Genomic DNA, 16,645 nt, shown 5'->3' with positions numbered 1-16,645 from the left:
CCCGCGCGCGGTTTGCGCGCGGGCCTTTTCGTGGCCGGAGGCTGCGGGCGGGTTATTCCTCGGACTGGGACTCGAGCAGGGTCAGCTCGGCCTGCTTCGAGGCCAGCTCCATCTGCTTGGTCTTCAGTTCGGCCTCGGCCTCGGGGTCGCTGGCCGCCTTGGCCTGCAACTCCTGGATCTCCTGCTGCAACTCCTCGATTTCCTCTTCCAGTTCGTCGATTTCGTCGCTGTCGTCCGAGGAGCTGGAGCCCTGGGCCGCGCCGCCGCCGGCGGCCACGGCGGTGCCGCCGCCCTGGCTGGTTTCGCCCTCCCCGCCGGAGGTGGTCTGGCCTTCGGTTTCCTCGCCGGACTCCACGGCCCGGGTCTGGGCCAGGGCGCGGGCCTCGGCGGAGATGACCACGCTGTCGCCGCTGGTCTGGGTCGTTTCCGACTGGTTCTTGGTGGTCGTCGCGCTCTGCTGCGCGGCGTACTGCTGGCGAATCAGTTCCAACTGTTCCGGTGTCAGGCTGTAGCCCTGATCCGTGGTGCCGAGACCGTCGATCATGAGGATGTCCCCCTGTTGCGGTGTTTCGATGGCACATTTTTCCCATCGGCCGAAACGCGGGGAACTTGAGTGCAAAGATCGTGCGTCAGCCCGCTGCGCCTTCCAGCAGCACGGCGCGCACGGGGCTGGCCTCCAGGCCGGGCATGTCGAGCGGCAGGCAGACCAGCAGGTGGCGGCCTGCGGGAGCCCCGGCCAGGGCCAGGTTTTCCAGGATCAGCACCCCGGCCCGCATGAGGATGGTGTGCGCGGGCACGGCGCCGCCGTAAGGGTCGGCCGAAGGGCCGTCGATGCCCACCAGGGAGGCCCCGGCGTCCACGGCGGCCCGGGCGGCCTCGGGGGAGAGGGCCGCGAAGTCCGTGCGCATGGCCCCCGAGGCGTCGGTCAGCCCGCGCGCGGAGTTGGCCGTGCGCAGCAGCAGCGCCTCGCCGGGGCGCAGGCCGCTGCGGGCCACGGCCCCGGCGCCCACCAGCGGCCCGGGCCCGGCGTCCGCCACCACGGCGGGCAGGATGAAGCGCTCCAGGCCGAAGGCCTCCAGCAGCGGCGCTCCGGGCAGGATATGCCCCGGGGCGTCCACGTGGGTGCCCGCGTGGGCGCTCATGGTCAGCACCGAGGTGTGCCAGCCCGAGGTGGCAAAGGTGTGCGCGGCGGCCACGGCGGGGGCCGGGTCGCCGGGCCAGGCCGGAGCCTGGATGCCGATGGCCAGGGAGATGTCGATGATGCGCGGGGCAGCGGGCATAAGGCCTCCCGGGGTTCGCCTTGACAGAACGGCTTGAGACTGAATAAATGCCAAAAACGTCACCGAACGTCAGCAGCAAGAGAGCACCCATGAAAGAGCCCCAGGCTGTTTTCACCGAATTCCTGGCCCGGAAGAACCTCAAGATGACGCCGCAGCGGCGGCTCATTCTGGACGTGTTCCTGGGCGAGGAGGGCCATCTTGCGTCCGAGGACCTCTACAACAAGGTCAAGGCGCAGGACAAGTCCATCGGGCAGGCCACGGTCTACAGAACGCTCAAGTTGCTTTCCGAGTCCGGCCTGGCCAAGGAGGTCCACTTCGGCGACGGCGTGACGCGCTACGAAAAGAAATACGGCAGCGCCCACCACGACCATATCCTCTGCGAGCGCTGCGGCGCCACGCTGGAGGTGGTGGACGAGCATATCGAGCGGCTCCAGGAGGAGCTGGCCAAGGCCCACGGCTTCGTGCTCACCGGGCACAAGATGTACCTGTACGGCATCTGCCCCAAGTGCCGGGGCAAGCTGGACTGACTGGCCGCTCGCCCGGGCTCCGGGCCCTGCGTATGCAAAACGGCGCCCCCGCGAGGGGGCGCCGTTTTTTTTGCGAGGGCTCCGCTTGCGGCCGGGCGGCTCAGGCGCCTTCGGCGCAGGCCTTGGCGGCGTCGGGCAGCACGCGCGGCAGGCGGATGGTGAAGGTCGAGCCCCGGCCGGGCTCGGAGTCCACGCTGATGGACCCGCCGTGCTGGCGGATGGTCTTGTCGGAAACGAACAGGCCCAGGCCCGTGCCCTTGCAGCCCTTGGACGAGAAGAACAGGGTGAACATGCGCTCGCGGGTTTCGCGGTCGATGCCCGTGCCGTCGTCGGCCACGGTGAAGGTCAGGCCCTGTTCGTCGGCGCGCACGCCGAAGGTCACGCTGTGCCGGGGCTTGGCCGCGTCGTCCACGCAGGCGTCCACGGCGTTTTCCAGCAGGTTGACCAGGGCGGCGCTGAGCATGGTCGCGTCGGCCTCGAAGCTGCCCAGGTCGCCGGGGGGCAGGCTGCGCACGAAGGCCACGCCGCTTTTCTGGGCCTTGGGCTCCACCAGCCGGGCCACGCTCTCGAAGAAGGCCCCCAGGTCCGTGGCGGCCCAGTTCAGCTCGCGGTGCTTGGCGTAGTGCAGCATCTGCAACACCATGGAGCGGATGCGGCTGACCATGTCCTTGACCGTGCCCCAGCCGGACTGCACGCGCTGGTCGTCGCCGTTGCGGAAGCCGGACTCCACGCGGTAGACCCCGCCGTCCAGGGCCGTGAGCATGCCCTTGATGCCGTGGGACATGGAGCCGATCATCAGGCCCAGGGAGGCCAGGTGGTCCTGAAGCTCGCGCAGTTGGGTGATGTCCGTGGCCATTTCCATGACCTCGGTGATGGCCCCGGAGGCGTCGCGGATGGGCGCGGTCCACAGCAGGACGTTGTAGGGCTTGCCCGCGCGCGAGGTGACCACGGTCTCCCACTGGTGGCTCTGGCCGGTCTCGAAGGTCCGGGCCACGGGGCATTTGTCGCAGGGTGCGTCGCGGTGGGCGTAGACCGTATGGCAGCGCACGCCGTCGCCCGGGGCGCCGAAGTGCTCCTTGAACAGCCGGTTGGCGGCGGTGATGCGGAACTGGCGGTCCTGCACGGAGATGAAGCAGGGCGCCTCGTCGAAAAGAAGCTGGTACTTGGCCTGGGTGGCGCGCAGCTCCTCCTGCAGGCGGCTGATGGTCGTCAGGTCGGCGGTGATTTCCAGGACGAGTTCCACCTCGCCGTCGCCGCCACGGATGGGCGCGGTGTGCACCAGCACGGGCACGCGCTCGCCCTGGGCCGTGCGCACGGTCATCTCCATGCGCTGGGCCGCGCCGCTGCGGAAGGTGCGGCCCACGGGGCAGTCGCGCGGCTCCACGCCCGCATAGACCTCCCAGCTCCCGCGCCCGGTCATCTCGCCCAGGCGCGCGCGGTAGAGCGCGTTGGCCGAGACGACCTCCATGTACTGGTTGTGAATGGAAATGAAGCAGGGCAGGTCCGACAGGGTGGCGGCGCTGTCCTCGATGTCCCCGGCGATGTCGCGGATGGCGCCGGAGAGGCTTTCCACCACCTGGCCCACGGCGGCCTGGCGTTCGAGCTGGACGATGCGCTGGCTCTTTTCCTCCACCAGGCGTTCCAGGTTCTCGGTGTGGCGGCGCAGCTCGGCGCGCATGGCGATCTTCTCGCTCACGCGGGCCAGGGTCATTTCCAGGACCTCGTCGTTGATGGGCTTGGTCACGAAGTCGGCGGCCTGGAACTTGAGGCTTTTGATGGCCAGGTCCATGTCCGCGTGGCCGGAGATCATGACCACTTCGGTGTCGGGGCTCTGTTCCTTGATACGCCGCAACAGCGCGATGCCGTCCATGCCGGGCATCTTGATGTCCGTGAGCACGATGGGCGGGCGGTGGGCGGCGAAGACCTCCAGGGCCTGGCGCCCGTCGGCGGCGGTGAGCACCTCGTAGCCCAGGTCGGCCAGGGACAGCCCCAGGAAGGTGCGGATGTCGTCCTCGTCGTCTACCAGAAGCAGCGTGGTGGCCATGGTCTCCGCCCGTGGTCGTGGGCCGGGGCGCGGCGGGGGGTTCCGGCCCGCCGCGCCCCGGGAGTTGCTAGCCGATGGTGTCCTTGACGATTTGCAGCACCTGGGCCGGGTCGAAGGGCTTGTTGATGGTGGCCACGGCCTTCTTGATGGCCAGGTGGATGCCCGACAGACCGCTGATGACGATGACCGGCGTTTCCTTGAAGGCGGGCATCTGGGTCATTTTGCGGTAGAAGCGCGGGCCCCATTCCTTGGGCATTTCCAGGTCCAGGGTCACCAGGTCGGGCTTTTCGGCCTCCAGCAGCTTCAGGGCCTCGTCCCCGTCGTGGGCCGAGCAGGTGTCGTAGCCGCTGTCCTTGAAGAGCGTGACGAGGTAGTCAACGATGTCGCGGTCGTCGTCCACGACCATGATCTTCTTGGCCATTGTCGTTCCTCCGTGTGTGCCGGGGGTTCCGGCGCGGCCCGGCCGGGGGCGCGGGCCCGTTGTGCGCGGCGTATATTGCGTGCGCTAGCGGCCCAGGACGGACCCCACGATGCCCAGCAGTTCGTCGGGGTCGAAAGGCTTGGTCAGGGCGGCCACGGCCTTGGGAATGGCGTACTTGTTCCCGGCCAGCCCGCTGACCACCACCACCGGAATCCTTTTGAGTTCCGGGTCCTGGGACAGCTTGCGGTAGAAACGCGGCCCCCACTCCTCGGGCATCTCGATGTCCAGGGTGATGAGGTCGGGCCGCTCGGCCTTCACCACGTCCAGAGCCTTGGCGCCGTCGGAGGCGGAGCAGGTCTGGTAGCCGTTGTCGGTGAAGATGTCGGTCAGGTACGTGACGATGTTCGGGTCGTCGTCCACGATCATGATCTTGGCCATCTCGGGTCTCCCTCCGGAGGGGTTGTGGTCCTGCGGCCCGCACCCGCGCGGGCCGCAGGGCTTCTGCTGTTTCGCGTGGGGCTATATCTTGTCCGGGTGGTTCACGCTGACCACCGGGCAGTTGGCGCGCAGGATGACCTGCTCCATGGTGCTGCCGATGCGCGCGGCCTCCAGGTCGGGGTCGCTGGCATGGTGGGCCAGCACGATGAGGTCGGCCAGACGCTCGCGGGCGAACTTGACGATTTCCACGTAGGGCGTGCCTTCCCAGACCTCGACCTGCCACTTCTTGAAGCCCTCGGGCATGCGCGCGCCGTAGGTGGCGTACATGCGTTTTCTGGCCTCGATCAGGCGGCCTTCGATCTCGTCCTGGTCCATGTCGCGGCCCATGCCGCCCTTTTCGATGTCCAGGGTGTGGAAGAGGTGCAACTCGGCGTCCAGCTCCCGGGCGACCTTGGAGGCGAAGGCAAAGGCCGACTCCGCGGGCTTGGAGAAGTCCGTGGCGAAGACGATGCTGCCGATGCCGCCCCAGTAGGAGGCGTGGGGCCGGTGGACCGAGAGCACGGGGCAGCGGGCGGCCTTGGCCACGCGTTGCAGCGTGCTGCCGGCCATGCCCCGGCGGTAGAACTTGCCTTCCTCGCCCTTGGTGCTGGCGCCCATGATGATCAGGTCGGCGCCGGTGCCCCGGGCCTGGCGCAGGATCTCGCGGTGCGGGTAGCCGGTGACGATGGACACCGTGCAGGGCGCGGCGCAGGCCGCGAGCTGTTTCTCGTAGTAGCTTTTCAGTTCGTCGCCGATGCAGGAGAGGTAGTTCTCGTCAACGCTGACCTCCTCCCCGGTGCGCACGTCCTTGACCACCTGGCTGTAGGCCCTGGTGGGCACGCCGGTGACGTGCAGCAGTTCCAGAGCCGCGCCGTAGCGGCCGGCCAGGTCGAAGGCGACCCGGGCGGCGTCGTCGCTGGCGGGGGAGCCCGACGTGGCGAACAGTATCTTCTTGAACATCATCCCACCTCACACGTTGGGGTGAGGGCCGGGGCGCGCGGCCCCGGCCCGGACCGTCGTTTCCCTCGCGCCCCTTATTCTTCCTCTTCCGCGGGCCGCAGATGCTCGGGAATCTCGACCATCTTGATGAGCAGCGGTTTGAGGAAGGTCCAGCGGATGCCGATCTCGAACTCCTCTTCGAGGTCGCGGATGGCGTCCCAGCAGTTGTGGCAGGGGGCGATGACCAGCTTGCAGCCCGTGGCCAGGATCTGGTCGCGCTTGGTCTTGAGGGCCTTGTTGCGCTGGGCGCGGTAGCGCCCCACGCCGTTGAACCCGCCGCCGCCGCCGCAGCAGTAGTTGTATTCCTTGTTGGGGGCCATCTCCACGAAGTAGCCGGGCTCCACGATGTAGCTGATGATCTCGCGGGTGACCTCGGCCAGGCCGTAGTTGCGCACGTAGTTGCAGGAGTCCTGAAGGGTGACGGGCTCCTTGATGCGCTTGGAGGGGTCGATCTTGAGCTTGCCGGTGCGCAGGGCCTCGGCCACCCATTCCACGTAATGGATGTAGGGCGCCGGGGGCTTGCCGTCGGGCCGCCCGCACCAGTAGGGCCCCTCGATGACCGAGGCGCGGTGGGCGTGGCCGCATTCGGTGCCCACCACCCGCTTGGGCCGCAGGCGCTCGATGGCGTCGTAGACGTTCTGGACCTGCATCTTGCAGGCCTCCCAGTCTCCGGCGAACATGCACAGGGCCGTCTGCTCCCAGCCGTTGCTGGGCACGGTCCACTTCTCTCCGGCGATGTGGAAGAGGATGGCGGCCTCGGCCACGTCCTCGGGGTAGTGCTTGGGCTCGCGGGCGTTGCAGGTGTACATGAGGTCGGCGTCTTCCACGTCCACGGGGATGGTCAGACCGGGATATTCCTCTTCGTTCTCCTCGGCCATCCACTCGCAGGTCTCGACCCAATCCTCTTCGGTCACGTCCATCTGGGCGCGGTATACGCGGTGCATGCCCGAGCCGATCTTGAGCTCCCACGGCACGAAGCCCTGGGAGTAGAGCAGGCCGCGCGTGTAGGAGATCATCTGGCCCATGTCGATGCCGTGGGGGCAGTACTGGGCGCAACGCGAGCAGCAGGTGCAGCGCGACCAGCAGACTTCCATGGCGTGGAGCATGAACTTGGTGTCCACGTTGCCGTCGCGGCGGACCATCTCGCCCAGGGTCGTCTGCACCTTGTAGGACGGCACCTGCTGGGGGTCGCGGTCGTTCACGCGGTACAGGAAGCAGCTATCGGCGCACAGGCCGCAGCGGGCGCAGATCTCCAGCCAGGTGCGGGTGCGCGATTTGCAGGTGGCGTCCAGGCGTTTCTTGAGGTCCGCCGTGTCCACCTCCAGCTCTTCCATTTCCTTGTAGTAGTTCGTCCCCCTGGTGTCGGAGAGCAGGTGCAGGATGTCCTCCTCCGTCTGCAGGGGGCGTCTGAAACAATATTTCCCTTCAGGCATGTTCTCTCCTTGCCCCGTAGGCATGGATGGCGTTGCTTACCAGACGATGCCCCGGCCGCGCTCGCCGCCGCGCTTGATGCCGAAGTCCATTCCCAGTTGGGCCCGGGAGCAGAAGTAGAGCACCATGTGCGAGAGCTTGGTGAACGGGATGGCCAGGAGCATCAGGTGGCCGGTGACGAGATGGGCCAGCAGCCAGCCCTGGTTGCCCGGCAGGTCCAGCCGGCAGATGAGCCCGGTGACGAAGGGCGCCATGGTGACGGCCAGCAGCAGGTAGTCGTACCCGGTGGTGATGATGCGCACCTCGGGCAGGGCCAGGCGGCGGATGACGAGCCCCACCCCGGCCACGAGCATGGCGACGGTCAGCCCGTCGGCCAGCCCGGCGGGCATGGACGGCCAGTCGATGCCCAGGCGCTGTTTGGCGATGACGGCGTGGGCCTCCAGGAACAGGGGCACGAAGACGATGCCGATATGAAACGCGAAGAACAGGATGGTCATGCCGGGCTTTTCGCGCCAGCTCCGGCTGCCGAAGGGCACCAGCCAAAAGAAAACGGACTTCAGGGCGAATTTGGCGCCCAGGGCGAAGTGGGGGCGGTAGGCCACACGGTCGAGCTGCCAGGACAGGCCGCGCACATATCGCACGACGCGCCAGATGCAGCCGACGATGAAGACCGTGAACGTCACCCACAGCATGGGTCCGGTCAGGAATTCATACATGTTCAGGCTCCTTCGATGATGGCGGGTTGGGGTCGCACAGGGGCTAGTACAGGCGCTGCTTGTTTTCGCGTCCGGTAAGGAAGCGCCAGAAGCCCAGCGCGGCCACGAGGCCCAGGCCCATGAGCGTGTACGTCCAGCCCTTGGAGTAGATCATGAAATCGACCAGGGTGTGGATTGCGTGTTCCATGACGGTCTCTCCTTAGTGCTCGCCCTTGAACTGCGGGTGTTCGTGGAACACGGGCATGCGGGTCACGACGAAGCGGTAGACGATGAGGCCCACGGTGACCACGAACACCGACACGCCGATCTCCATGGCGGAGGGGAAGTAGCGTTCGGCGGAGGGCAACTGCCAGTTGAAGGCCACAAGGCTCACGTTGAAGCGGTTGAGTACGATGCCGAGCACCGTCCAGGCCGCCGTGGCCTTGATGAGCCCGATGTTCTTGTCGCGGTAGCCGATGGCGTAGGCCAGGCAGGGCATGGCCACGAAGCCCGCCAGCTCCACCAGGAACCACGCGCCCCAGCCCGTGCCCAGGTAGGCCCACTTGTTCTCCAGGGCCAGGCCGAGCACCTTGATGACCAGGTAGCCGAACATGACCCAGGAGCAGGCCTTGGCGAAGCCCAGGGCCACGCCGTCGGCCTCCTCGCGGTGGGCGGCGTCCATCAGGTGATGGAAGTTCCTGTGGGCCAGGGTGCTCTCGAAGAGCACCATGGACATGCCCGCGAACATGGAGCTGATGAAGAAGTACAGCGGCAGGTAGGTCGAGTACCACAGCGGGTGCAGCTTGTTGGGGGCGATGAGGAACAGCGCTCCCAGCGAGCTTTGGTGCATGGTGGAGAGCACGACGCCCATGATGGTCAGGGCGATGGTCCAGCCGTGGACGATGTTGCGCAGCTTCTTCAGGCCCAGCCACTCGAAGGCGATGGGCGTGAACTCGATGGCCAGCACCGAGAGGTAGATGAACACGCACAGGCCGACCTCGAACAGCAGGGACGAGGTGCCCTGGGAGAGGAAGACCGGGTAGGGCAGGCGCCAGGGGCGGCCCACGTCGTAGTGCAGGGCGAAGACCACCAGCGCGTAGCCCAGGAACGCCGTGAGCAGGGCCGGGCGCACGGCGCTGTGGAAGCGCTTGATGCCGAACAGGTAGCAGGCGGCGGTGGTCGTGTATCCTCCGGCCGCCAGGGCGACGCCGCACAGCAGGTCGAAGGAGATCCAGATGCCCCAGGGGTTGTTGTGGTCGAGGTTGGTCACCGCGCCCAGCCCGCCGGTGAAGCGCAGCCAGGTCAGGACCAGGCCGATGATGACGATGATGCCGGCCACGATGGTGAACGGCGTCAGCGCGGAGCGGCCTGCGGGAGTGTTTTCGGCGTGCATCAGGACTGCCCCTCCTCGTTGGAGTCCGTGTCCTTGGCCTGCATGGCCTGCTCCACGGCGTTCTTGACTTCGACCTCGATGCGCCGCTTGTTGGCGACCTCGGCCTTTTCCAGCTCGGCGGCGAGCTTGGCTTCGGCCTGCTCGGCGGCCTTCTTGAGGGCGGCGGCCACGGCGGCCTCCTTGTCCTGCTTCTCCTGCTTCTCGCGCTTCCTGGAGATGGAGTACAGGCCGGCCAGCAGGACGGGCCACAGGCCGGTGACCACGGGCACGGCGGCCAGGGCCCCGGAGGTCAGCTCGGGGGCGCTGGTGGTGCCCAGGTCTTCGGGCAGACCCAACTCCCCGAAGGGCACTCCGGAGACGTACAGCCAATTGGTGCCGCCCATCTCGGTTTCGCCGTAGATGTGGTCCACATAGCGGTCGGGGTAGTTGCGGATGCGCTGGCGGGCGACCTCGATCAGCTCCTTGCGGGTGCCGAAGGTCAGGGCGCCCTTGGGGCAGGCCTCCACGCACCCGGGCAGCTTGCCCTCAAGCAGGCGCGGGTGGCACATGGTGCATTTCATCACCCGCGGCGACAGGGCTTCGTCGTACTCGTAGGCCGGAACGCTCCAGGCGCAGGCGATCATGCAATAGCGGCAGCCCACGCACAGGCTCGGGTCGTAGACCACGGCGCCCTCGGGCGTCTTGTAGAAGGCCTTGACGAAGCAGGCCGAGGCGCAGGCGGGCTCCTGGCAGTGGTTGCACTGCTGCTTGCGGAAGACCACGCCGGGGCGCGCCGTCCGGTACTGGTTGACGACGGTGTATTCCTTCTCGGTGGTGCGGCGCCTGGCTTCGAGGACGGTCAGGTCGTCGAAGGGCTTCTCGGGCCGGGGCAGCTCGTTGACCACGTTGCAGGCCTCTTCACACTTGCGGCACCCGATGCAGCGCGTGGCGTCGAACAGCACGCCTTTGGCCCCGGGGTAGCCCTCGAAGTGGTGGTTGCCCGCAGCGTGCGCCGCCTGGCCCGTGGCGGCCACAACGGAGGTTGCGCCGAGCAGGCCGAGAAACGTTCTGCGATTGATGGACATATGCGATTCCTCTGGTTGGCTGCGGTTCCCTACTTCTTCCGTTCCTTGTGGCAGTCGGCGCAGGCGGTCGCGGCGGGCTTTTCAAGGCCCATGGACTGGTGGCAGCCGATGCACTGCTGGTGGAAGGCGGCCATGAGGCCGGGCCTGGCGTCGGTTCCGGTGCCGGGGGTGGCGGCATGGCAGCTCGCGCAGCGCGGCGGGGTGGCCGAGGCCGGGCTGTTGTGGTGGCAGCCCTGGCAGAAGGTGCCCTGCTCGCGGTGGAAGTAGCTCGCCATGGGGCTGGCCTCGACCGCGGCAAGCAAGGTCTGCGCGATCTTGCGGTGCGGGAATTCGGCGGCCTCGTACTTGTCGGAGAGGTCGCCGATGGTCACGGTCTCGGGAATGTCGGCCAGGTCGTAGGTGCCCACGGGCTTGCGCGCCTGGGCGGCGGCCAGGGCCAGGGCGGCCTTGTCGTCGTCGGTCAGGGCCTGCGCGGCCTCGGGGCTTGCGGGCTCCAGGGCCTTGTCGTGGCACGAGGCGCAGGTGGCCTGGCTCACGCGGGTGCGCGGCATGAGGTCGTGGCATCCGGCGCACTGCGGCTCGGCGGCGCGCTGGTTGTGGCAGCCCACGCAGCTTTCCTGGGCCGAGGCCTTGTGCATGGCCTGCTCCAGGGTCACGAAGCCGCCCTTCTCGTTGCCCGCGCTGGTGTGGCACTCGGCGGAGCAGGAGGCGATCTTCTCGTGGTGGCAGCTCCGGCAGTCCTTGACGTAGCCCTCGTGGGCCTTGTGGTTGAAGGCCACGGGGCTCATGAGGCCCTTGACGGGCCGGGCGCCCGGGGCGGGCGCGGCGGGCAGGCCCATGAGCACGGCGTCGGCCTGGCCGCGCTCCAGGCGGGGCACGTCGGCCACGACCTTCACGGCGGCCTGGGCCTGGGCGGTGTGGCAGCCCTGGCAGGTCACGGGGCCGGAGTCGGCGCCCTTGGCGGCAATCTGCACGTGGCAGGACACGCAGGCCAGGTGCGCGGCGTCGCGCACGGAGCGCACCACGCCGTCGGGCCCGGAAACGGCTTCGGGGCCGTGGCAGGCGGCGCAGGAGTCTTCCTTGTCCTTGGCGTAGACCGGCTTCTTGGCGGCTGGGTCATACTCGTGGTGGCAGGCCGCGCAGGTGCGGCCCTCGGCGTCGCGCGCCACGGACTTGGAATCCAGGTGGCGGAAGTGCAGCGACTTGTCCATATGGATGGGCGTCCAGGCCGAGGCGTCCGCCGGGGCGGAGGCGTGGCAACTGCGGCAGGATGCGTCCGTAGGGCCCGTGGGCTGGCCCTGGGCGGCCAGGTCCTTGTGGCAGCCGATGCAGTTGTCGTGGTAGACGGCCTTGACGGTCCTGGCATCGGTGTCGGCCAGGCGCTTGAATTTCGGCACCAGCCGGTCCTTTTCGGACTCGTGGCAGGTGGCGCAGTCGGTCTTGCCGAGCTTGGCAAGGGCCTCGGTGTGCTGGTCGTGCCGGAAAGCGACCGGCGCCTCTTCGAGCGCTCCGAACGCCGCAAGCGAGTCGATCATCAGGATGTCGGCCCGCCCGCCGCCGCTGGGCGGTGTCGGCACCACCCCCACGGCCTCGATGGCGTATGCGGAAAGCGCTGCGAGAACGGCGACGACCCCGGCCCATCGCGCCAGGAATCTTCCCTTCTTCATGCTGTCCCTCGTTCCTTTGGCTGAAATGTAACGTCCACGGCCAATGCAACGCATCGCATCCGCAGTTCGCATCCTCCGGCCATCCCGGCGGCCCCGGGCGCCCATGCGCCCCGGGCCGTCCTCCCACCGGCCGACGGCGAGCGGTCTGTGGCTGCTCCCCTTCCGGCGCGGCGTATGGCGGAAGATCCAGGTTCCCTGAATTGCCCCTCAGGGAGGCCTGAATCATGCGGTATTCCGCTATGTTACGCCGTTCCAGGAAAAAGTCTCCCTGGAGAGTATAGAATGGGAATATACCCGTCAAGTATGGAATTGCCGTTCCGGTGTCGAAATGTGAAAAAAAGAATTATTCGTGGAGGATTGGGGAAAAGAATGCCCCCCGGCGAACCGGGGGGCAAACGCTGAGTGTGCGCACAAACTAGCTCGCCGGGGGGGCGTCCAGGTCCTTGAAGCAGCACCCGGCCCTGGGGCAGGAGCGGGCTTCGTCCACCAGTTCCGAAAAGGAGATGGAGTCGAGCTTCTCGAACATGGCCACGCTGGCCTCGCGCCAGACGCGCCGCGTGACGCAGCGTTCGTCGCTGGCCGCCTCGTCGGCGGTCAGGAATTCGTTGATCTGGCGCCGGCCCTCCAGCACGCGCACAATGTCGCCCACGGAGATATCCGCCAGGGGCCGGGTGATGAGGTGCCCGCCCTTGGGGCCGCGCTTGCTTTTGATGTACTTGGCGTCCTTGAGGGCCCGGATGAGCTTTTCCAGGTACTTTACCGAGATGCCTTGGCGCCGCGAAATGTCGCCGATGCGTACCGGACCGTCATCGCTGTGCAGGGCGATGTCCAGGAACATCTTGGCGCCATAGCGGCTTTTGGTTGTCAAACGCATGGAACTGTCCCTGATTGGACGGCACACGGAGGCGTTTTGCGCGCGGGGCAAGCACGCAATGGTGGGGGGATGGACGCCGTGCCGCGTTTTGAAACTCTACGCCGTAGGTATGGAATTTTGCCGTGCCCGTCAAGGCCGGAAAAGCCCTCCCTCCCAAGTCGGGAAATTTTTCCCGAATTCCTGGGGGAGGCCGTGCCGGGCCGGAGTGGGCCGGAGCGGAGCGGTGCAATGCCGGGCCGGAGCGGGACGGGGGCGGTGGGGGCTGCTGCTGGCGGAGGAGAGAGGATTCTTCCTCCTTTCGCCAAAAGCCGCACCCGGCATTGCGCATGGTGAGGGCGGCCAGGGATGAGGGGAGCCTTCCCCCCGCCGCCAAAAGCCGCTCCAAGGGGGTGGGGCGACCGGGGTGATGCGGAACCGGGAGGCAGGAGGGGGCGTTCGGAGCCGCCGGAGAGGCGGATTGTGACCGGAGCGGGCGGAGCTGGCGGTCGCGGTCCGCCGGGGCGGGGCTTCACCGGCTCTCGACATCCGGGGCGGGCGACGCGCGTCGCCCGGCCCTTACGGCGCGCGGGGGCGGCCCGTTCCCGAATCCTTGCGGCAGCCGGGAAAGGCGCGCCCCGGCTAGGGATGCCGGAAGGTGGCGGCCATGTCCCGGGCGGTGCGGCATTCGGATTCCGGCACGTCGGGGAACAGGTCGGGCAGCAGGCCGAGCATGTGGTTGCGGCGCAGTTCCTGGACCAGTTCGGCGAAGGTGATGGTTTCCAGCTTCTCGAACATGGCGTTGGCCGCGGCCTTCCAGACGCGGCGGGTGAGGCACATGGGCTCGTTGACGCAGCAGTGGCTGTCCGAGGAGCATTCCACGAGCATGGTGTCGCCTTCGAGGACGCGCACCAGGGCGCCCACGGTGATCTGGTCCAGGGGCTTGGCGGGCAGGTGCCCGCCCTTGGGCCCGCGCTTGGAGTCGATGAATCCGCCGTCTTTGAGCAGTCGCACGAGCTTTTCCAGATACTTGAGGGACAAGCCCTGGCGTTCGGCCACGTCCTGGATGCGCACGGGGCCGTCGTCGGCATGCAGGGCAATGTCGAGCATCATGCGAGTGCCATACCGGCTGCGGGTGGAAATCCGCATCGCGTACAATACCGTCCGGGTGTGAGTTGGGGCGAAGGGTGGCCACAACGAGTGTTGCGGCACTTTCGTCAAACCGCTTTAACGCTACGCGGGATATGGCTTTTCGTCAAGGGGGCTGCGTGCCGCGAGGCGGCTTGTCGGCCTTGGGACGCGCCGGGCGCACGGAGGGCGACGGCGGATGTCCGCTCAGGAGGCGGCGCCGGGCGTGCCTTGGGATGCACCCGGAGGGGAGCCCATGTCGCGGCCGGAGGGTGCGTCCCCGCCTTCGGCGTCCCGGCCGTTCTCCGGGGCCGGGGGGAACTCCACGCGCAGCCGGGCGCCGCCGCCGGGCAGGGACTCGGCCTGGATGGTGCCGCCGTAATCCTTGACGATGCCGTAGCTGATGGACAGACCCAGGCCGGTACCCTTGCCGACTTCCTTGGTGGTGAAGAAGGGCACGAAGAGGTTCTCGGCGATGCCCGGGGGGAAGCCGGTGCCGGTGTCCTCGACCTCCATGATCACGCGCCCGTCGCGGACCATGGTCCGCAGGCGGACCTCGTCCGGGGCCGGGGCTTCGGCGTCGGGGTCCGTGGCGGTGCCCGGCACGGGCGGCCCGGATGGGGCGGGCGGCGCGGTGTCGGCCCCGGCGGCGGCGCGCTTCTCCTCGATGGCGTCGCGGGCGTTGATGAGCAGGTTGATGACCACCTGCTCCAGGCGGTTGGGCTCGGCCAGCACGGGAGGCAGGCTTTCGGCCAGTTCCCAGCGCGGGACGATGCCGTGCACGCGGAACTGCTGCTCGAAGATGTCGAAGGCCTTGCGCAGCACGGCGTCCAGGTGCACGCGCTCCAGCTTGAGGCCCGACTTGCGGCCGAACTCGCGCATGTGCTCGATGATGCGCGCGGCGCGTTCCACGTTCTGGTCGATGCCCTCGGCCATGAGGATGAAGGTCTTCTCGTCCATGGGCTCCTTCTTGCGCAGCTTGCGCATGAAAAAGCCGGAGATGGTGCGGATGACGGACAGGGGCTGGTTCAGTTCGTGGGCCACGCCGGTGCTCATCTCGCCCAGGGTGGCCATCTTGCTGGCCTGGATGAGCTGCTGCTCGGTTTCCAGGCGGTGGGTGATGTCGCGCGATATGGCCAGCAGCACGGGGCGCTCGGCGTATTCCGAGGCGGCCAGGCTGATGTCCACATAGATGGGCCGCCCGGTGCTGGTCAGATGGCGGACCTGGTTCAGGGCGCTTTCGCTGCGCAGGCGCGCGGCGTGCCCGGCGGGGTCGCCCCCGGCGAACAGCGCGGGGAACCACGTTCCCAACAGGCGCTCGCGGGGGTGGCCGTAAACGGGCAGCACGGCGTCGTTGCAGTCCAGGATGTCCAGGGTCTGGCGGTCCAGGACGAAGACGGGGTTGGGAATCTGGTTGAAGATGGCGTGGTATTTGTTCTCGGAGCGTTCGAGCTTTTCTTCCAGCATCTTGCGCTGGGTGATGTCCAGGCACATTTCCATGGCCGCCACCACCTCGCCGCGTTCGTTGCGGATGGGCTTGGTGTGCACCAGCCAGTAAGCCCGCGAGCCGTCCTTGTTGTAGCCCGCCTCCTCGCTGAAGTGCGGCCTGCCGGTGCGGAAGGTCTTCTCCACCGGGCAGTTCTCGCAACGTTCGTCGCGGCCCTTGTAGGCATGGAAGCAGAAGTCCCCGGCCTGGGGCGCGAAGCGTTCGGCGAACTCGCGGTTGTATTGCAGCAGGCGGTAGTTGCGGTCCTGCACGGTGATGAGGCAGGGCACGGTCTCGAACAGGCCCTGGTATTCGTCGCGCTGGCGGTTCAGTTCGGCCTGCTTGGCGGAGATGTCGCGGCCCATGCGGTTGATGGCCGCCACGAGCTGGCCCATCTCGTCGGCCTCGTCCAGGTCGTCCATGGGGATCTGCTCGCCGCGCGCGATGAGCCGTGTGCCCTGGATGAGGGCCAGCACCGGCTCCTTCACGAAGCGCAGCACGAAGAGCAGGATGATGTAGGTCGTGAACAGGAAGACCAGGGCCGCCAGGGCGATGGAGTTGCGCTGGTAGACGGCCAGCCCGGCGTCGGCCTCGCGCAGGGAGAGAACCATGTCCATGGCGCCCAGGACGGTCTTGTCCGGGGGGTGGAAATGGCAGGGCGGGCCGGAGCAGGAGGGCTCGTTGTGGATGGGCGTGAGGATGCCCAGCATGCGCGCGCCCGAGGGCGCGGTGAAGATGCGGGTGCGCTGGTCCAGGGGCGCGTTGGCGCGCGGCGGGGTTTCGCGGTGGCAAACGTCGCAGGCCTCGGCCTTGATGTTGGTGCTTTGCCCGACCTCGCCGTAGATGCTGGAGAACTGGATGGTGCCGTGCTTGTCGTAGATGCGCACGGCCTCCACGTCGCGCTGGCGCCCGACGTTGCGGATGATCTGGCGCAGGTCGTCGCGCGAGTTGTGGAGCATGGCGTAGTGCGAGGCCAGGCGGATGGTGTTGGACAGCCTGTCCGCGCCGGTGACCATGTGTTCCATGGTCGTCTGGCGCTGGTGGTGCAGGTTGAACCAGGTCCAGCCCGCCACCCCCGCGAGCAGCGTCAGGCTGACCGAGGCGAAGATCTTGGTCAGCAGGCTGTGGCGCAGCCCGCCGGTGCGTGCCGTCATCCGTCCCTCCCGCGCTGGTGCGCGCCTGG

16 protein-coding genes are annotated in these 16,645 nt (G+C 67.8%); 1 reads left to right on the top strand and 15 read right to left on the bottom strand.

Going from position 1 to position 16,645, the window contains the following annotated elements; genetic code table 11:
• Positions 1 to 52: 52 nt before the first annotated feature.
• Together ACZ5KV_RS05255 and ACZ5KV_RS05250 are read right to left on the bottom strand one after the other, a co-directional pair.
• Positions 53 to 544, bottom strand: a complete 492-nt coding sequence (locus ACZ5KV_RS05255) for a hypothetical protein (RefSeq protein ID WP_464241297.1) — start codon at positions 542 to 544, stop codon at positions 53 to 55.
• Positions 545 to 629: 85 nt separating this feature from the next.
• Positions 630 to 1,280 carry a cyclase family protein gene (locus ACZ5KV_RS05250; RefSeq protein WP_464241296.1) on the bottom strand — a complete coding sequence of 217 codons (651 nt, stop codon included), beginning with the start codon at positions 1,278 to 1,280 and terminating at the stop codon, positions 630 to 632.
• A gap of 89 nt (positions 1,281 to 1,369) precedes the next feature.
• Here ACZ5KV_RS05250 and ACZ5KV_RS05245 point away from each other — a divergent pair, with 89 nt between their 5' ends.
• The gene (locus tag ACZ5KV_RS05245; RefSeq protein WP_464241295.1) at positions 1,370 to 1,807 is read left to right on the top strand and encodes a Fur family transcriptional regulator; all 438 of its coding nucleotides are present in this window, start codon (positions 1,370 to 1,372) and stop codon (positions 1,805 to 1,807) included.
• 100 nt (positions 1,808 to 1,907) lie between these two features.
• Here ACZ5KV_RS05245 and ACZ5KV_RS05240 read toward each other — a convergent pair whose 3' ends face one another.
• From ACZ5KV_RS05240 to ACZ5KV_RS05180, 13 genes are all read right to left on the bottom strand, one after another.
• On the bottom strand, positions 1,908 to 3,851 hold the full coding sequence (locus tag ACZ5KV_RS05240) for an ATP-binding response regulator (protein WP_464241294.1): 1,944 nt from the start codon (positions 3,849 to 3,851) through the stop codon (positions 1,908 to 1,910).
• Between the two features lie 67 nt (positions 3,852 to 3,918).
• Positions 3,919 to 4,272, bottom strand: a complete 354-nt coding sequence (gene divK / locus ACZ5KV_RS05235) for a DVU0259 family response regulator domain-containing protein (protein ID WP_464241293.1) — start codon at positions 4,270 to 4,272, stop codon at positions 3,919 to 3,921.
• Positions 4,273 to 4,356: 84 nt separating this feature from the next.
• The gene (gene divK, locus ACZ5KV_RS05230; RefSeq protein ID WP_464241292.1) at positions 4,357 to 4,710 is read right to left on the bottom strand and encodes a DVU0259 family response regulator domain-containing protein; all 354 of its coding nucleotides are present in this window, start codon (positions 4,708 to 4,710) and stop codon (positions 4,357 to 4,359) included.
• Between the two features lie 81 nt (positions 4,711 to 4,791).
• Positions 4,792 to 5,709 (bottom strand): universal stress protein, encoded by a 918-nt coding sequence (locus ACZ5KV_RS05225; RefSeq protein WP_464241291.1) that lies wholly within the window; start codon positions 5,707 to 5,709, stop codon positions 4,792 to 4,794.
• Between the two features lie 74 nt (positions 5,710 to 5,783).
• Positions 5,784 to 7,181, bottom strand: coding sequence for a sulfate respiration complex iron-sulfur protein HmcF (hmcF, locus tag ACZ5KV_RS05220; protein WP_464241290.1), 1,398 nt, complete (start codon positions 7,179 to 7,181; stop codon positions 5,784 to 5,786).
• A 36-nt stretch (positions 7,182 to 7,217) separates the two neighbouring features.
• Positions 7,218 to 7,895: a sulfate respiration complex protein HmcE gene (gene hmcE, locus ACZ5KV_RS05215; protein ID WP_464241289.1), complete on the bottom strand. Its 678-nt coding sequence runs from the start codon at positions 7,893 to 7,895 to the stop codon at positions 7,218 to 7,220.
• Positions 7,896 to 7,938: 43 nt separating this feature from the next.
• The gene (hmcD, locus tag ACZ5KV_RS05210) at positions 7,939 to 8,082 is read right to left on the bottom strand and encodes a sulfate respiration complex protein HmcD (protein ID WP_464241288.1); all 144 of its coding nucleotides are present in this window, start codon (positions 8,080 to 8,082) and stop codon (positions 7,939 to 7,941) included.
• Positions 8,083 to 8,094: 12 nt separating this feature from the next.
• Positions 8,095 to 9,267, bottom strand: a complete 1,173-nt coding sequence (gene hmcC, locus ACZ5KV_RS05205; protein ID WP_464241287.1) for a sulfate respiration complex protein HmcC — start codon at positions 9,265 to 9,267, stop codon at positions 8,095 to 8,097.
• On the bottom strand, positions 9,267 to 10,325 hold the full coding sequence (gene hmcB / locus ACZ5KV_RS05200; protein ID WP_464241808.1) for a sulfate respiration complex iron-sulfur protein HmcB: 1,059 nt from the start codon (positions 10,323 to 10,325) through the stop codon (positions 9,267 to 9,269). Before hmcB ends, hmcC begins: the two co-directional genes overlap by 1 nt.
• A 35-nt stretch (positions 10,326 to 10,360) precedes the next feature.
• On the bottom strand, positions 10,361 to 11,998 hold the full coding sequence (gene hmcA, locus ACZ5KV_RS05195) for a sulfate respiration complex hexadecaheme cytochrome HmcA (protein ID WP_464241286.1): 1,638 nt from the start codon (positions 11,996 to 11,998) through the stop codon (positions 10,361 to 10,363).
• A 415-nt stretch (positions 11,999 to 12,413) separates the two neighbouring features.
• Positions 12,414 to 12,872: an RrF2 family transcriptional regulator gene (locus tag ACZ5KV_RS05190; RefSeq protein ID WP_464241285.1), complete on the bottom strand. Its 459-nt coding sequence runs from the start codon at positions 12,870 to 12,872 to the stop codon at positions 12,414 to 12,416.
• A 618-nt stretch (positions 12,873 to 13,490) separates the two neighbouring features.
• Positions 13,491 to 13,961, bottom strand: coding sequence for an RrF2 family transcriptional regulator (locus tag ACZ5KV_RS05185; protein WP_464241283.1), 471 nt, complete (start codon positions 13,959 to 13,961; stop codon positions 13,491 to 13,493).
• A gap of 222 nt (positions 13,962 to 14,183) precedes the next feature.
• Entirely contained in the window at positions 14,184 to 16,616 is a 2,433-nt protein-coding gene (locus ACZ5KV_RS05180) for a PAS domain S-box protein (RefSeq protein ID WP_464241282.1), read from the bottom strand.
• Positions 16,617 to 16,645: the final 29 nt, after the last annotated feature.

The sequence above is a fragment of the Desulfocurvus thunnarius genome (genome assembly GCF_055390965.1).
Note: the sequence above shows the minus strand (reverse complement) of the source record. Positions and strands in the feature narration are given on the sequence as shown.

Bases quoted from the DNA above. Each gene is read 5' to 3' on its own strand.
- ACZ5KV_RS05255 (WP_464241297.1), bottom strand. From the start codon at position 544: ATGATCGACGGTCTCGGCACCACGGATCAGGGCTACAGCCTGACACCG.
- ACZ5KV_RS05250 (WP_464241296.1), bottom strand. From the start codon at position 1,280: ATGCCCGCTGCCCCGCGCATCATCGACATCTCCCTGGCCATCGGCATC.
- ACZ5KV_RS05245 (WP_464241295.1), top strand. From the start codon at position 1,370: ATGAAAGAGCCCCAGGCTGTTTTCACCGAATTCCTGGCCCGGAAGAAC.
- ACZ5KV_RS05240 (WP_464241294.1), bottom strand. From the start codon at position 3,851: ATGGCCACCACGCTGCTTCTGGTAGACGACGAGGACGACATCCGCACC.
- divK (WP_464241293.1), bottom strand. From the start codon at position 4,272: ATGGCCAAGAAGATCATGGTCGTGGACGACGACCGCGACATCGTTGAC.
- divK (WP_464241292.1), bottom strand. From the start codon at position 4,710: ATGGCCAAGATCATGATCGTGGACGACGACCCGAACATCGTCACGTAC.
- ACZ5KV_RS05225 (WP_464241291.1), bottom strand. From the start codon at position 5,709: ATGTTCAAGAAGATACTGTTCGCCACGTCGGGCTCCCCCGCCAGCGAC.
- hmcF (WP_464241290.1), bottom strand. From the start codon at position 7,181: ATGCCTGAAGGGAAATATTGTTTCAGACGCCCCCTGCAGACGGAGGAG.
- hmcE (WP_464241289.1), bottom strand. From the start codon at position 7,895: ATGTATGAATTCCTGACCGGACCCATGCTGTGGGTGACGTTCACGGTC.
- hmcD (WP_464241288.1), bottom strand. From the start codon at position 8,082: ATGGAACACGCAATCCACACCCTGGTCGATTTCATGATCTACTCCAAG.
- hmcC (WP_464241287.1), bottom strand. From the start codon at position 9,267: ATGCACGCCGAAAACACTCCCGCAGGCCGCTCCGCGCTGACGCCGTTC.
- hmcA (WP_464241286.1), bottom strand. From the start codon at position 11,998: ATGAAGAAGGGAAGATTCCTGGCGCGATGGGCCGGGGTCGTCGCCGTT.
- ACZ5KV_RS05190 (WP_464241285.1), bottom strand. From the start codon at position 12,872: ATGCGTTTGACAACCAAAAGCCGCTATGGCGCCAAGATGTTCCTGGAC.
- ACZ5KV_RS05185 (WP_464241283.1), bottom strand. From the start codon at position 13,961: ATGATGCTCGACATTGCCCTGCATGCCGACGACGGCCCCGTGCGCATC.
- ACZ5KV_RS05180 (WP_464241282.1), bottom strand. From the start codon at position 16,616: ATGACGGCACGCACCGGCGGGCTGCGCCACAGCCTGCTGACCAAGATC.